Annotated in this window: 14 protein-coding genes and 7 tRNA genes; 12 read left to right on the top strand and 9 right to left on the bottom strand. The window is 57.3% G+C overall.

From position 1 onward, the window contains the following. Positions 1 to 162: 162 nt before the first annotated feature. The 3 genes from msrB to Q4E11_RS01145 are packed head-to-tail and all read right to left on the bottom strand — an operon-like array spanning position 163 to position 2,745. Positions 163 to 597: a peptide-methionine (R)-S-oxide reductase MsrB gene (gene msrB / locus Q4E11_RS01155; RefSeq protein ID WP_303162855.1), complete on the bottom strand. Its 435-nt coding sequence runs from the start codon at positions 595 to 597 to the stop codon at positions 163 to 165. Next, positions 590 to 1,966, bottom strand: a complete 1,377-nt coding sequence (locus tag Q4E11_RS01150) for a glycosyltransferase family 87 protein (protein WP_303162854.1) — start codon at positions 1,964 to 1,966, stop codon at positions 590 to 592. Before Q4E11_RS01150 ends, msrB begins: the two co-directional genes overlap by 8 nt. Positions 1,967 to 1,977: 11 nt before the next feature. Beyond that, the gene (locus Q4E11_RS01145) at positions 1,978 to 2,745 is read right to left on the bottom strand and encodes a pyrimidine reductase family protein (protein ID WP_303162853.1); all 768 of its coding nucleotides are present in this window, start codon (positions 2,743 to 2,745) and stop codon (positions 1,978 to 1,980) included. 104 nt (positions 2,746 to 2,849) lie between these two features. Between Q4E11_RS01145 and Q4E11_RS01140 the strand changes: the two genes are divergently transcribed. Continuing rightward, the gene (locus Q4E11_RS01140; RefSeq protein WP_303162851.1) at positions 2,850 to 3,350 is read left to right on the top strand and encodes a ferritin; all 501 of its coding nucleotides are present in this window, start codon (positions 2,850 to 2,852) and stop codon (positions 3,348 to 3,350) included. A gap of 173 nt (positions 3,351 to 3,523) precedes the next feature. Here the strand turns inward: Q4E11_RS01140 and Q4E11_RS01135 are convergent. From Q4E11_RS01135 to Q4E11_RS01110, 6 genes are all read right to left on the bottom strand, one after another. Then, positions 3,524 to 3,596, bottom strand: a tRNA-Gly gene (locus tag Q4E11_RS01135). Between the two features lie 27 nt (positions 3,597 to 3,623). Beyond that, a tRNA-Val gene (locus Q4E11_RS01130) sits at positions 3,624 to 3,698 on the bottom strand. Between the two features lie 66 nt (positions 3,699 to 3,764). Next, a tRNA-Gly gene (locus tag Q4E11_RS01125) sits at positions 3,765 to 3,837 on the bottom strand. 27 nt (positions 3,838 to 3,864) lie between these two features. Further along, positions 3,865 to 3,939 (bottom strand) — tRNA-Val (locus Q4E11_RS01120). A 31-nt stretch (positions 3,940 to 3,970) separates the two neighbouring features. Continuing rightward, positions 3,971 to 4,041 (bottom strand) — tRNA-Cys (locus tag Q4E11_RS01115). 66 nt (positions 4,042 to 4,107) lie between these two features. Beyond that, positions 4,108 to 4,180, bottom strand: a tRNA-Gly gene (locus tag Q4E11_RS01110). 420 nt (positions 4,181 to 4,600) lie between these two features. On the opposite strand from Q4E11_RS01110, the gene Q4E11_RS01105 reads away from it, so the two are divergent. From Q4E11_RS01105 to pdxS, 11 genes are all read left to right on the top strand, one after another. After that, positions 4,601 to 4,675, top strand: a tRNA-Val gene (locus tag Q4E11_RS01105). A gap of 236 nt (positions 4,676 to 4,911) precedes the next feature. Then, entirely contained in the window at positions 4,912 to 5,454 is a 543-nt protein-coding gene (locus tag Q4E11_RS01100; RefSeq protein ID WP_303162849.1) for a copper resistance CopC family protein, read from the top strand. Positions 5,455 to 5,458: 4 nt separating this feature from the next. Continuing rightward, positions 5,459 to 6,079 carry a copper chaperone PCu(A)C gene (locus tag Q4E11_RS01095; RefSeq protein ID WP_303162848.1) on the top strand — a complete coding sequence of 207 codons (621 nt, stop codon included), beginning with the start codon at positions 5,459 to 5,461 and terminating at the stop codon, positions 6,077 to 6,079. A gap of 285 nt (positions 6,080 to 6,364) precedes the next feature. After that, positions 6,365 to 7,591, top strand: a complete 1,227-nt coding sequence (locus tag Q4E11_RS01090) for a Dyp-type peroxidase (RefSeq protein WP_303162847.1) — start codon at positions 6,365 to 6,367, stop codon at positions 7,589 to 7,591. Positions 7,592 to 7,750: 159 nt separating this feature from the next. Then, the gene (thrS, locus tag Q4E11_RS01085; protein ID WP_303163461.1) at positions 7,751 to 9,745 is read left to right on the top strand and encodes a threonine--tRNA ligase; all 1,995 of its coding nucleotides are present in this window, start codon (positions 7,751 to 7,753) and stop codon (positions 9,743 to 9,745) included. A 121-nt stretch (positions 9,746 to 9,866) separates the two neighbouring features. Continuing rightward, positions 9,867 to 10,493 carry an HIT domain-containing protein gene (locus Q4E11_RS01080; protein ID WP_303162846.1) on the top strand — a complete coding sequence of 209 codons (627 nt, stop codon included), beginning with the start codon at positions 9,867 to 9,869 and terminating at the stop codon, positions 10,491 to 10,493. Then, a complete protein-coding gene (gene pgsA / locus Q4E11_RS01075) occupies positions 10,487 to 11,167 on the top strand; it encodes a phosphatidylinositol phosphate synthase (protein ID WP_303162844.1) in 681 nt (226 codons plus the stop codon). Before Q4E11_RS01080 ends, pgsA begins: the two co-directional genes overlap by 7 nt. 30 nt (positions 11,168 to 11,197) lie before the next feature. Continuing rightward, entirely contained in the window at positions 11,198 to 12,097 is a 900-nt protein-coding gene (locus Q4E11_RS01070; protein WP_303162843.1) for a phosphatidylinositol mannoside acyltransferase, read from the top strand. Between the two features lie 6 nt (positions 12,098 to 12,103). Continuing rightward, on the top strand, positions 12,104 to 13,246 hold the full coding sequence (locus tag Q4E11_RS01065; RefSeq protein WP_303162842.1) for a glycosyltransferase family 4 protein: 1,143 nt from the start codon (positions 12,104 to 12,106) through the stop codon (positions 13,244 to 13,246). A gap of 49 nt (positions 13,247 to 13,295) precedes the next feature. Then, positions 13,296 to 13,799, top strand: coding sequence for an NUDIX hydrolase (locus tag Q4E11_RS01060; RefSeq protein ID WP_303162841.1), 504 nt, complete (start codon positions 13,296 to 13,298; stop codon positions 13,797 to 13,799). Positions 13,800 to 13,943: 144 nt separating this feature from the next. Then, positions 13,944 to 14,846 (top strand): pyridoxal 5'-phosphate synthase lyase subunit PdxS, encoded by a 903-nt coding sequence (pdxS, locus tag Q4E11_RS01055; RefSeq protein WP_303162840.1) that lies wholly within the window; start codon positions 13,944 to 13,946, stop codon positions 14,844 to 14,846. The last annotated feature ends 5 nt before the right edge of the window (positions 14,847 to 14,851 follow it).

Below are 14,851 nucleotides of genomic sequence, written 5' to 3'. Positions count from 1 at the left end.
GGCCTTTGGCAGCGCGGTGGTTATAGGAACGACGCCGCGCTTGCTATTTCTAGAAACTAAAAACGCCACCTGCCGATTCCCACGAGTAAGGGAATCTGCAGGTGGCGCTTTCTATTTCCAAATGGTCACTGAAGGGGGAGGGGCGAACTGGGGGTGGCTTAATTAGTCCTTATCCTCAGCCACGCTGCCTGGCTCCAGCGTCAGCGAAATCGAGTTGATGCAGTAACGCAGGTCAGTTGGGGTGTCGTAGCCCTCACCTTCAAAGACATGGCCGAGGTGCGACTTGCAGCGTGCGCACAAAACCTCGGTGCGAACCATGCCGTGGCTGGTGTCGCGGCGCTCGATGACATGGTCGCCGGCCAGTGGGGAGAAGAAGGATGGCCAACCGCAGTGAGAGTGGAACTTCTCCGTTGAACGGAACAGCTCGTAGCCACAGGCGCGGCAGCGGTAGACGCCTTCAGTCTCCGTGTCGGTGTATTCACCGGTAAAAGCGCGTTCGGTGCCCGCCTGACGGAGGACCTGGTATTCAGCGGCGCTAAGTCGTTCACGCCATTCTTCGTCGCTTAAGTTCCAGTCTTCAATATTCGAGTCAGACATTGTGCGAAGCCTCCTTAAGGTCCTTAGTCGAATTCTTCTTACCGCCAATCTTCCACTTGCTCAACCAAGTGAAACCAGAGACGAAATCACGGCCGTTGACGGAATCGACGATAGTCATGCGAATCATCAGCGCTGCAATGGCAAGGATGTAAACGCCCCAGCCGATGCCACCAATCGCGATGGTCAGCCAGTTGGTGAATACATCACGTGGGGAAATGATCCAGCTTGCGTAGAAAAAGCAGAGTACGGTCGCTAAACCGGTTGACCAATTCAGCATGACGGTTGCAGCCGCATTGCCTTCGTCGTCACGCTCGCCCGTCAGCGGGCGAAGTAGCGTCAGCACCATTGGCAGAAGCATTAGCGAGTAGTACTGCTGGCCAAGGCTGGACAGGAAGAATGCGCCGATGAACAGAATGCCGGAGGTCGTGGCAAGCCAGAATTTCTCGTCGCGTTCAAGCCAGCGCAGAAGTAGCACGACGGCGATGACAACGAAGATGCCGAAGAAAATGCGCCACAGCAAAATCAACGTGGGGTCTGCACCGAGCCACACCAATTGTCCGGTCAGCGATGAGTTTGCGAAGTCACGAACCACGCCGAGGTACGGGATGGTGATGTCGATGTAATCGCGTGGGCGCTCCATAAGCGGCCATGCGACGGCGTTTGCAGCGATTACCACGCCAATCGAATAGAAGATCGTGGAGAACTGCCTGCGCATAAACGGCAGGAAGAGCAGCGGCAGGAACACAGGTTTGATGGTGATGCACAGGCCGAGCACGATGCCGGCGAAGGCGTTGCGGCGCTGATGAAGAGTCATCAGGAATACAACGAGGCCAAGGAACAATCCGCCGTTGACATTGGTGAAGTCAATCGTGTTGGTCACCGGCTCCGACAGGAAGCACAGCGCGATAACACCCGGAATGAGCGGGCTGCGGCGCGGCACACCGTACCAGAGCAGCAACAGCACAATTGCAACGAGAATTGATGCCGACTGTGCAATGGCAAACCACGTACGCCCTGCTTCCATCGAGCCGAGAAGTGAAATCGGTGTGAGCAGCAGTGTGCCGCCAGGCGAGTAGAGATAATGCGGATCCGTGGTCAGATAGTTTTCGGTATAGACCGGAACGCCACTGGTAAAACGCTTTACCGCTTCCCACACTGTGGTGAAGTCATCTGTGGAATCGAGATTCTGGGGCAAAATCCATGTTCGGTGGAAGATGACCACAACGGCGATTGGCCACAGGAACGCGTTGAATGCGCGAGCTAGGTGGGGCTGTAGGAAAATAGCGCCATGGGCGGTTTCCTGCGCAGCGTCCGATGAGGATTGCTGCGATGAGGATTGGGAAATCGTCTGTTTGGCTGGGGAATTCACAGTATCTAACCCTAGTGGGTCAGACTGCGGGAATAGCGTAGGAAAATGTGTGAGTCGGACCGCAACATGTCGCGAAGATTAAACCGCTGCGGATCGGAAGCGTCATCGGGCTCGGTCTCGCCAAAAGTCAGGGGACCGTGGCCGACCCACGTTGGTGACAGCGTAATGAACAACTCATCCACACCCCCGCTTTCAATCGCTGCACGGTACATCGTCGGTCCGCCTTCAACGACAATGTCGCGATATCCGTTCTGCTTCAGCCACGTCAACGCCGACGCCGGTGTGGGCTCCGCCAGCTTGACGACGTTCGCCCCAGCCATCTCCATCCTTTTAGCTTTGTCCTCGTGAGCGGATGCATTGTGGGCATCGCCAAAACTGTCTTCGCTCGGAGTGAAAATAATGGGTGGATTGTTTTTCGCATCGGCGAAGAAATCGGAGTCCACGTCGAGGTCAAGGGAGCGGGAGAGCGTTGTCATTACAACGTTGTCTTTGCGGCCAAGGTCGCGGCGAATCTTTTGTAGATGCTGCGGGATTTCGACCGGGCCGTAGTTTTCGGCCACAATTGTTCCGGTGCCGACGAAAACTACGTCGGAAAGCGCGCGGAGCGTATTGAAAATGGTTGCGTCGGTGTCGTTTCCGAGTCCACCTGAGGCACCGTCAATTGCGCCACGCCCATCGATGCTGGTGACGGCGATGGCTGAGACCGTGGTGCTCTTGGGGCGTTCGAGGAATGTGAGGATATCGGAAGTGGTCGGGGTGGAGGATGAGAGTGTACCCATACCTCCGAGGGTAAGTCGGTGTTTAAAGAGTAGGCAAGGGCTGGCTTATAAGGTAAGTGGCATAATCATTGCCACAATCGAGGGATTTACTTATGATTGAGATTATGCGACTTACAGACACTCTTGAGAAGGCATTTAACGACCAGATTACTCTGGAATTCTCGGCATCGAACGTCTACCGCCAGCTGGCAATTGAGCTGGATTTGCTGGATCTTTCCGGTATGGCTGAGTGGATGCGCGCGCAGGCTGATGAGGAAATCTCTCACGCCAACCAGTTCATTGACCACCTGGATGCTCGTGACAATCGCCCGCAGATTGGCGAAATTCCGGCACCGAAGGTCAAGGTCACTTCTGCACTCGACGCATTCCGCATTGCTCTTGAGCATGAGGAGAAGGTCTCGGCGGCCATCCGCGACCTGCGCAAGCTGATTGATGAGGAGGGTGACCTGGACTCCCGTCCGCTGCTGGACGGCTTCATCGTCGAGCAGATTGAGGAAGAGGACACCGTCCGTGGCATTATCGGCCGCCTGGAGATCGTTGGCGACGACGGTTCTGGTCTGCTGCGCCTGGACAATGAGCTCGGTGCACGCGACGCTGAGGTCTAGCGAAGCTGAAGTCTAGTTTTAGATAGAACCGCCCCACAGTTTTTCAGCTGTGGGGCGGTTTGTTCTATTGAGGTGCCATTAAACGGGAGTAGGGCTCGAACGTAGAGAGGCTGAAACGTAAAAGGAGCCTAAAGCAAAACCCTCTCTCGGGAAACCGAGAGAGGGTTAATCTGAGCGGATGACGGGACTCGAACCCGCGACCCTAACCTTGGCAAGGTTATGCGCTACCAGCTGCGCTACATCCGCAAATACGTTTACCCGCAAGGGCTAACGTGGTGCGCGATACTAGGATTGAACTAGTGACCTCTTCCGTGTCAGGGAAGCGCTCTCCCACTGAGCTAATCGCGCTGGGGCAGAAGCTTCTTTAAGCTTCCATGCACAACCCCCTCCGAAAAAGAAGGGGGTTAAGCACTGAGCGGATGACGGGACTCGAACCCGCGACCCTAACCTTGGCAAGGTTATGCGCTACCAGCTGCGCTACATCCGCAAATACGTTTACCCGCAAGGGCTAACGTGGTGCGCGATACTAGGATTGAACTAGTGACCTCTTCCGTGTCAGGGAAGCGCTCTCCCACTGAGCTAATCGCGCTGAACATCAAAACCCGAAGGCTTTTCTGCTGAGGTGGAAACGGGAATCGAACCCGTGTACACGGCTTTGCAGGCCGTTGCCTCGCCACTCGGCCATTCCACCGTGAGGCTTGCCGCCTCAGTGGTTGTCTCGAAGTTATACCATAAGGCCAACTCGATGGAAAACCAGAGCGGATGACGGGACTCGAACCCGCGACCCTAACCTTGGCAAGGTTATGCGCTACCAGCTGCGCTACATCCGCATTGCGTTACAAGAGAAACTCTATTGCTCTCTTGCGGTGCGAGAGATACTTTAGCGTGATTCGCTCTTTGATTACAAATGCGCAGGTCGGAATCTCTATTGATCGCCTTTCAAGATTCTAAAAACCACATTTATGTCCAGCGTGAATCTCATGACTGTGATTTGGTGGCCTGTGTCTCTTGGCGCGGAAGTTGGCACGCTCCGCGGTTCGGGCATCATATTTGCAACCTCGGTCGGAGGAATTGAACACGAAGAACGGAGCGGGGGCTTAATGCTGGTTGCTGTCGGAAAGAAATAGCGGCCTTTGGAGTGGCTAAAAACGATCCCATTAATTTCCGAACTGGTCAATTAGGGGAATTTCAAGTCAGCGTGCTACCTTATTCCGCAGAGCAACGAAGTCCTTTTAGATTTTGTGCGCAACAGTCCCATAGCTCAGTGGAAGAGCGTTCCGTTCACACCGGAAAGGTCGCTGGTTCGAACCCAGTTGGGACTACCAGGCAGTAGCCCTGGTCGGAGTGGAACCTCTGACCAGGGCTTTTTCGCCTCTGTAGAAGATTGTGACCTAGAACATATTTGCACTTTTGGGAACTTTTCTCGGCTAACATCCGACAAATAGGGATAAGAGCAGTTGTTAGCTAATGGCTGTTCTTCCCGAACTGTCCCGCTTAAAGGAGTTGAACTGTTCTAGTGAGTCCCCGGGTCGCTTCAGCAGGAAGGCGTCGGCACGCGCTGTTGAATCGTCGTGTAGCGGCATCGCTTGCAGCACTTTCAGTAGCCGCTGGGGCTGCAGTGCTCGACGCGCCAATCGCCGCTGCACATGATGCAGTGATGTCCTCAACGCCTGCAGATAAGCAGGTAGTTAATGAGTTCCCGCGCAAGGTATCGCTCAAGTTCTCCGGCAACCCCAAGGACAACTTCAACACCGTTGCAATCAGCGATGCAGATGCCAAGAAAGTCCTTTACACCCACGAACCTGAGGTTGTGGGCAACGAGGTCAGTCTTGAAATCCCGGAGGATATCAACCCGGGTCCTGGCAACTACATCATTGGTTTCCAAATCACGTCTTCGGACGGTCACTCCACGCGTGGAAAGACGTCCTTCTCCGTCGCTGGTGCGGATGCTGCAGGTGCAGCCGAAGATGGGGCAGTATCTCGTAATACCGATGCGAGCGCCGATGAAACGAAGTCCGTTCCCATGTGGGCCTGGGGCCTCGGGGTCGGACTGATTGTCATCATCGCCGTAGCCGTCATCGTCATTAACCGAAAGGCAAAATAATCCCATGAAGCTCAACCGCACTGCGTCTGCCCTAATCGCTGGCTCCGCCGCCCTGACCCTGGCTCTGACGGGTTGCTCCTCTGATGACAACCAGGCAGCCGATTCGACTGAGTCCACTGCCTCTACCGCTACTGAGTCCACCTCTGCACAGGAGCAGAGCGGCGATGCCGTAGAGCTTAATGACGCATACATTAAGGAAAAGTCGGCTGAGAAGAAGATGACTGGCATCTTCGGTGTCCTGAAGAACAACACGGACGAGGACATCAAGATCTCCTCCTTCAAGATTGAGGGGCTCAAGGAGGGCACCAAGTTCGAGCAGCACGACACCAAGGACGGCAAGATGTTCGAGGTGCCGGAAGGTCTGACCATTCCTGCAAACGGTGAGCTTGTTCTACAGCCGGGCAGCACCCACCTGATGATTATGGGCAATGATGAAGCCATGGAGCAGGGCGCAGAGTACAAGCTGGTCGTTGAGCTCTCGGATGGTTCGAGCATCACTCAGGATATTGAGGTTCGCGTTCAGCCTTCGGGTGAAGAGGACTACGGCAGCGACGGAAGCCTAAACAATCCAGAGCACATGGGTGGCGACATGGACCACGGTGAAATGGACCACGAGGGCCACTAATTCCACCGAGATCTGCATTTGCAGCGAGGTCAATGGGCCGTCGTAAAGCGGGCATGAGCCCGTAGGCGGCGGATGACTGACTGTAAATATTGGCTGAGAAGCGCCGGGGTTGGGGCAGATTCGTGTAAAAGTCCTGTGAACTCCGGCGCTTCTGTTTTTCTAAAATCAGTCATTAGATACTGTCGAGTTGGATAGGTGACAAGCCGCTTTGCGTTTGACGCTGTTACCGGCGAATCACTGAGTGTGCTCCAGCATGACGTGATCAGAAAGGTAAGTGTGCACATTATGTCCGATGGCTTTAGCAGGAGGCATTTCCTCGGCGGCCTGGGGGTCGCGGCGGGTGCGTCAGCTGTGGCGCTCGGAGCTCCAGAAGCTCACGCAATTGGGCTCGAGCGCAAACAGGAGGAACCGGAAAAGCCGCCGCTGCAAACGGCGACGGTGCCTTTCGACGGCGCGAACCAGGCGGGAATTGAAACACCGGCACAGGCGAACCTGTGGTTGGTGTCCTTCGATGTCAAGAAGGACGTGGGCCGTGAGCGGATGCGCAACCTGATGCGTGTGTGGACTGATGATGCGCGTCGAATGACCTCTGGCCAGGCCAGCCGCACTGACCTCGAACCGGAATTGATGGTGGCGCCGGCCAACCTGACCATCACGGTCGGTTTTGGTGAGAACTTCTTCACGATTATTGACAAGGAGAGCGAGAAGCCCGATTGGTTGGCCGACCTCCCGGAGTACGGCAATGATGAGCTGAAGCCGGAGTGGAGTGGTGGCGACCTCTGCCTGCAGATTTGCGCCGATGACCCAGTGATGGTGTCGCACGCTGCTCGAATGATGACTCGCAACTCCGCGCCGTACCTGGACGTGCGTTGGGTGCAGACTGGCTTCCAGCACGCGCAGGGATCCTTGCAGGAAGGGGAGACCCCGCGCAATCTATTCGGCCAGAAAGACGGCACCATCAACCCGCATACTCGTGATGAGTTTGCCAAGCAGGTCTGGATTGATAGCGGCCCTGACTGGCTGCGCGGCGGATCGGCAATGGTCGTGCGTCGAATTGAGATGGATCTGCCCGGCTGGGACGTTCTTGACCGCGAGAGCCGTACGGTTATTACCGGCCGTGAGATTGGCTCGGGCGCGCCGGTCGGCGGCAAGGACGAGTTTGAAACCGTTGACCTGTCGAAGACGGATGAATACGGGCTACCGCTTACAGATCCGCACAGCCACGTCGCGCTGGCGATGCCTCCAAAGGAATACCCGAACCAGAAGCTGCTGCGTCGCGTGTACAACTACGACCTGCCGCCGGAGTCGGACGGAAAGTTCGATACCAATACCGGGTTGGTGTTCATCTGCTACCAGAAGAATCCACTGGAGCAGTTCCACCCAATCCAGGAACGTCTGGCTGAAAATGACCGCATGAATCAGTGGATTTTCCACATTGGATCGGCGGTCTTCGTCATGCCACGCGGAACCTCGGAAGACGAGTACTGGGCGCAGGACCTTCTCGAAGACTAGGTAGAGCCTTTGCGGTAAAGTGTGTGTGCGACTGACGAAAGTCACCAGGTATGTGATTTTCGAAGACACTTTGAAAAGGAGTACACGCGCGCCGTGTCAGAAGAATTTGCAACCCCAGCACCATTTACCGTGCCCGCGGGAGTCTCCGCGGGCGAGGCGATGAGAGACCTGGGTTTCCCCAATAAGGGAGTTGACGCCATCGTTTGCGTCCGCGACCCGGAAGGCAACCTCAAGGACCTGTCCTTCAAGCCAGAGGTGGAAACCGTCTTCGAACCCGTTCCGGCCAACACTCCGGACGGGCGCGATGTCATTCGCCACTCGGCAACCCACGTCATGGCTCAGGCCGTGCAGCTGGAATTCCCAGGTACCAAGCTGGGTATCGGCCCGGCCATTGATAATGGCTTCTACTACGACTTCCGAGTCGCTGAGCCTTTTACACCGGAAGATCTCAAGCGCATTGAAAAGCGTATGAAGAAGATCATTAAGTCCGGTCAGCGGTTTGAGCGCTTTGCGTTCGAGTCCGCTGAAGAGGCTAAGAAAGCGCTTGCCGACGAACCGTACAAGCTTGAGCTCATTACGGAAAAGTCCGCCGGTAACGTCTCCGAAGATGATGAGGCCAATGTCGATGTCGGTGGTTCTGGTACCACTCTGACCGGCTACCGCAACGTCAATCCACGTACCGGCGAGACCGAATGGTTCGACCTGTGCCGTGGCCCGCACGTTCCGACGACGCGTTACATCCCGGCGTTCAAGATCACTCGTTCGTCCGCAGCCTACTGGCGCGGCGACCAGTCCCGCGATGACCTGCAGCGCGTCTACGGCACCGCATGGGAGTCCAAGGAAGCTCTGGATGAGCACCTTGACCGCATGCTGGAGGCAGAAAAGCGCGATCACCGTCGCCTGGGCGCTGAGCTGGATCTGTTCAGCTTCCCGGACGAGATTGGCTCCGGTTTCCCGGTGTTCCATGTCAAGGGCGGCATCATCCGAAACGAGATGGAGCAGCACTCGCGTCGTCGCCACATTGAGGCCGGCTACGACTTTGTCAACACCCCGCATGTGACCAAGGGCGACCTGTTTAAGAAGTCCGGACACCTGGACTTCTACGCAGACGGCATGTTCCCGCCGATGCAGCTCGACGGTGAGTACGACGAGCACGGCAACTGCACCAAGGAACCGCAGGACTACTACGTCAAGCCGATGAACTGCCCGATGCACAATCTGATCTTTGCATCGCGTGGCCGCAGCTACCGTGAACTGCCGATTCGCATGTTCGAGTTCGGTACCGTCTACCGCTACGAGAAGTCCGGTGTTATTCACGGTCTGACCCGTGCGCGCGGCTTCACGCAGGACGACGCCCACATCTACTGCACCGAAGACCAGCTGGAAGAAGAGCTCACCAGCGTTCTTGACTTCATCATTTCGCTGCTGCGCGACTACGGTTTGGATGACTTCTACCTGGAGCTGTCCACGAAGGACGAGCAGAAGTTCGTGGGCTCCGATGAGATTTGGGAGAAGTCCACCGCAATCCTGCAGCGTGTCGCCGATGCTTCCGGCCTGGACCTCGTTCCAGATCCGGGCGGAGCCGCCTTCTACGGTCCGAAGATTTCGGTCCAGGCCCGCGACGCCATCGGTCGTACCTGGCAGATGTCGACTGTTCAGCTGGACTTCAACCTGCCAGAGCGCTTTGAGCTGGAGTACACGGCACCGGACGGCACCAAGAAGCGTCCGATTATGATTCACCGTGCGCTGTTCGGTTCTATCGAGCGTTTCTTCGGTGTCCTGCTGGAGCACTACGCAGGTGCATTCCCAGCATGGCTGGCACCGGAGCAGGTCGTTGGTATTCCGGTTGCGGATGATTTCGCACCGCACCTGGAAGAGTTCACTGCCAAGCTGAAGTCTCGTGGTATCCGCGCTCACGTGGACACCTCGGATGACCGCATGCAGAAGAAGATTCGCAATCACACGCAGAACAAGGTTCCGTTCATGATCCTTGCTGGTGCTCGCGATGTTGAGGCCGGAGCAGTCAGTTTCCGCTTCCTCGACGGCACTCAGATCAACGGTGTTGAGGTCGACAAGGCTGCAGACATCATCTGTGAGTGGGTCTCCTCGCGCAACAATGAGCAGCCGAATAAGGAAAATGTCTCTGCCGTCTAATCTGGCATGCCGGTAACGGCAATCCAGCACAGGTCTCGGTAGAGACCGTAAAATACAGCAGGACAATATAAGCAGTCGCGGGAAGTGATGGTCCCGCGACTGTGCGATGAAGGGGCAGGTAGTGAATCACTCGGGAAGCGAAGAGCCAACGCTGCCACACGAGCAGGGAAACGCAGAACAGCAGGCGTCTGACAACGTCTATGTTGATAGCGGCTACGGAGAGCCCGACCGCCTTACGCGGCTGTGGGCACCATACCGACTGAACTACATCACCAAACGTGGTGTGCATGAGAAAAAGCCGCCGCGAAACCCCTTCGTCGATTTGCCCAAGCAAAGCGATGAAGACGCGCTCATCGTCGCTCGAGGTGAGCTGGTCTATGCCATCTTGAACCTGTTCCCGTATAACCCTGGCCATCTGATGGTGATTCCGTACCGTGAGGTCGCCAACCTTGAAGACTTGACGGCGGAAGAATCCGCCGAGATGATGCGGTTTGCACAGCATGCAATTCGCACGCTGAAGAAGGTCTCGAAGCCGGACGCAGTCAATGTCGGCTTCAACCTGGGCAAGGCCTCCGGCGGTTCCGTCGCCGATCACCTGCACATGCATGTCGTTCCGCGCTGGGCAGGCGATGCCAACTTCATGACCGTCATCGACGGCACCAAGGTGCTGCCGCAGGCACTGCGTGATACGCGCAAGCTGCTTGCCGACGGCTGGCGTGCCCTCGAACAGGAGGATGCCACATGCTAAGCGTGCGTGGTCGGGAACCGATTAAGCCAGTCGTAGAACCAATGGCACTAGCGCTGCTGCGTGCTGGCATCAGCCCCAACACTGTCACGCTGGTGGGCACCGCAATCTCTGTCGTGATTGCCGTTGTCCTGATTCCAACCGGGCACCTCTTCGCCGCGGCAGCCCTGATGGGTATTTTTACTGCCTTCGATTTGCTCGACGGCACCATGGCGCGATTGCAGGGGCACGGTACAAAATACGGTGCCACGCTGGATGCGTCCTGCGATCGCATCACCGATGCAGCTCTGTTTGGTGCCATCGCTTACTGGGTTGTCTATCGCTATGACGCCGACTCCACGCTGTTGATTCTCACGCTCATCACCATGGGTTCTTCTCAGGTGATTTCCTACGTCAAGGCACGTGCTGAGGCCAGCGGTCTGAAAGTCAACGGCGGTTTGGTGGAGCGCGCTGAGCGACTGATTATTGGGCTTGTCGGCGTGGGCTTGCAGGGCCTTGGCCTGAGCTACTCCATTTATGTCGCTATGTGGATTCTGGCTGTTGGTTCGGTATTTACTGTCGTCCAGCGTCTATACATGGTGGCAAAACAGCCGGGTGCGCTGGATGCGATTGCCCCGCCGGCAGGCGCAACGGACGCTGACTCCACACAGCAGTCCGGCTCGACTGATGCCAACTAATCCACGGTCATCTTTAAGGGAGGCAGCCCAATGTCACACTTCTTCGTGCCCCGTTCCAAAGAGGATGTCGCGGCCCTGGGGTACCTAGCGGGATGGAAGATTTTCGGATTGCTTCCAGAGCGCATGGCCTATGGTCTTGGTAACTTTGCTGCCGACCGAGTTGCGAAGAATCCGTCGACAACGCGCCAGCTGCGCAAAAACCTCGCGCGGGTAATGGGGTGTCATCCAGATGAAGTGCCGCAGGGCCTGATTCGCGCTTCCATGCGCTCGTACCTGCGCTATTGGGTAGAAGCATTCAGGTTGCCCACCATCGCCTCACCTGAACTCGCCGCCGAAGTTCAGGCCACCAGCATCGGGCTTGCGGAACTCACCGAGCAGATTGAGGCCGGAAAATCCGTGGTCATCCCGCTGCCGCACTGTGGTAATTGGGACATGGCCGGCATGTGGTTGGTCGATCGCAGCGGCCAATTCGCAACCGTCGCCGAGCGTCTCAAGCCCGAGGTGCTTTACGACGCATTCGTCGAGTACCGCGAATCTCTGGGCTTTAAGATTCTTCCGCTGACCGGCGGCCAGCCCGCTATGCCACAGCTGAAGGAAAGGCTGGAGCAAGGCGGTGTGGTGTGCCTGCTGTCTGACCGCGACTTCGGTGGCCGCGGTGTGCCCGTGACCTTCTTCGGAGAAGAGACCACGATGCCGGTCGGGGCAGCAAAACTGGCTCAGGAGACAGGCGCACTGCTTGTGCCTGCGGGGCTTTCGTACATCCGCGACGGATGGCGGTTTGTGGCACACCCACCAGTGCCCACGGAGAATCGTAGTCTGAACGATATTGTTCAGGATGTCGCGAACATTTTTGAATCGGACATTGCGCAGCATCCCGCCGATTGGCACATGATGCAGCCGCTATGGCCGGCAGATCGAAAGAGGAAATAGATAACCGTGCGCATCGGAATGGTCTGTCCTTACTCTTTTGACGTTCCAGGTGGCGTGCAAGCGCACGCCATCGACCTCTGCGAGGAATTCATTCGTCGCGGTCATGAGGTCAGCCTTATCGGACCCGCCAGCCCTAAGGCCGACGTGCCCGACTTTGTCGTGCGCGGTGGCGCGGCTGTTCCCATCCCGTATAACGGCTCAGTGGCCAGGCTGTCCTTTGGCCCACGCACCAACCGCAAGGTGCGTGCTTGGATAGATGAGGGCAATTTCGACATTTTGCACATCCATGAGCCGAATTCGCCCAGTTACTCAATGCTGTCGCTGTTTAATGCAGTCGGACCAATCGTTGCCACCTACCACTCAGCGGCGACGGAATCGCTGATTTTGAAGCTGGCTACGCCAATTTTGCGCAAGTACCTGGAGCGCATTCGAGGAGGCATCGCGGTCTCCGAGGTCGCACGTCGCTGGCAGGTGGAGCAACTTGGTGGTGATCCTGTTCTGATTCCGAACGGCGTGCGCGTCGGTGACTTTGAAAACTGTCTCCCCGCGTCCTCGCTGCCGGAAATCCCACCGCGCAAGCAGGGTGTGTTCCGACTCGTCTTTCTCGGCCGCTTCGACGAGCCCCGCAAGGGCTTCGACGTGCTCCTGGAGGCGCTGCCCGCAATCCGCGCGGAGTTTCCCAACGTTGAGGTCTGCGTGGTCGGTGATGGTGATGCCGCAGGTGCCCGTCGTAAAGCGGGAAAGCACGCCGAAGTGCTGCACTTTGTCGGACGGCTGTCGGAGGATGCCAAAGCGGCCATTCTCGCCGACGCCGACGCCTATATCGCACCACAGCGCGGCGGCGAGAGCTTCGGAATTGTGCTGGTAGAGGCGATGGCGGCGGGTGCGCCCGTGATTTCCAGCGACATCGATGCATTCCGACTCGTGCTTGACGACGGCCGTTTCGGACTTCATTTTGCAAACGGCGACTCTGCGGACCTGGCCGCTGAAGTGGTCAAGCTGTTGCGACAGCCCGAGCTGGGGGAGAAGCTGCGCGTAGCTGGCCATGAGCGGGCGTGGGAGTACGACTGGTCGCGAGTCGCCGACGGCGTTTTGCGTGTGTACGATACGGTGCGCATGGACGGCGAAAAGGTCGTCACTACGACGTAACGTGGCGGCCCCGCTATAGGCGTGGTTGAAGAAGGAAAGTGGGTTTTCGGTGAACGTAACCGTTCCAGTCTGGGGCGTAGTCCTGGCTATTGCGCTGATTATTGTGCTGGTAGTCGGTCTTATCGCCTCTTCGACGGCAACGCGCCTAAACCGCATGCATATTCGCACAGACCTGGCGCGTTCCTCTCTGGAAGCGGCCCTGGGGCGGAGGGCAGCGGTGGCGCGCTCGGCGTACCCGGAGCTGTCGGGTGACACGGCGCGCGCCGAAGCTATCCCCATCCGCGCGACTCACACAGGACAGCGTGCTGATGCGGAAAATGAGCTGACGCGGCGCATTGTGGCGTTGGTGGAACAGCAGCCACCAGAGCGCACGCTTGCCATTGAGCTTGCCGACGCGCACACGCGCCTGGAGCTGGCTCGTCGTTTTTATAACGATGCGGTGACTGATACCAAGGCGTTGCGTTCTAGGCCATGGGTACGCGCTTTGCGTCTGGCAGGTACGGCGCCTGAGCCTGAATACTTCGATGTCGCCGACGTATTACCCCCGGTATAGGCTCGATTCCCAGCAATTGCGGTGGAAAAAGTTGGGTTTTACCCTACTCAATGAACAGCCCGGTCTAGTTGACACGTTATAGTGTTATTGGAATTTTTCCCTAGGGAAAAAGTAACTGATATCACTTTTAGGAAGTAGGGTTCGTTGAGCACCGTTGAAAATACCTCCGGGCAGGGTACCGCGCGCGTCAAGCGTGGTTTCGCTGAGATGATGAAGGGCGGCGTCATCATGGACGTCGTTACCCCGGAGCAGGCCAAGATTGCTGAGGATGCAGGTGCGACCGCGGTGATGGCGCTGGAGCGAGTTCCGGCCGATATCCGCGCGCAGGGTGGCGTTTCTCGTATGTCTGACCCGGACATGATTGAGGGCATCATTAACGCCGTGTCGATCCCGGTTATGGCCAAGGCCCGCATTGGTCACTTCGTTGAGGCGCAGGTGCTGCAGTCCCTCGGCGTGGACTTCATCGATGAGTCCGAGGTTCTGACTCCGGCCGATTACTCCAACCACATCGACAAGTTCGACTTCACTGTGCCGTTCGTCTGTGGTGCAACCAACCTCGGTGAGGCGCTGCGCCGCATCAACGAGGGCGCTGCCATGATTCGCTCCAAGGGTGAGGCCGGCACCGGTGATGTTTCCAATGCTGTCACCCACATGCGCACCATCCGCGCCGAGATCAATCGCCTGCGCTCGATGGCTCCGGACGAGCTCTACGTCGCAGCTAAGGAGTTGCAGGCTCCGTACGAGCTGGTTCGCGAGGTCGCAGAGACCGGCAAGCTGCCGGTCGTGCTGTTTACCGCTGGCGGTATCGCCACCCCAGCCGATGCCGCAATGATGATGCAGCTCGGCGCCGAGGGTGTCTTCGTTGGCTCGGGTATCTTCAAGTCCGGCGACCCGGAGAAGCGCGCCAAGGCAATTGTCCAGGCAACGCAGCACTACGACGACCCGAAGGTCATCGCAGATGTCTCCCGTGGTCTGGGCGAGGCAATGGTCGGAATCAACGTTGATGAGATTCCGCAGCCGCACCGACTCGCAGAGCGTGGCTGGTAAACAGA

This window comes from Corynebacterium sp., from assembly GCF_030532195.1.
GTDB lineage: Bacteria > Actinomycetota > Actinomycetes > Mycobacteriales > Mycobacteriaceae > Corynebacterium.
This window is presented reverse-complemented; position numbering and strand designations above follow the sequence as displayed.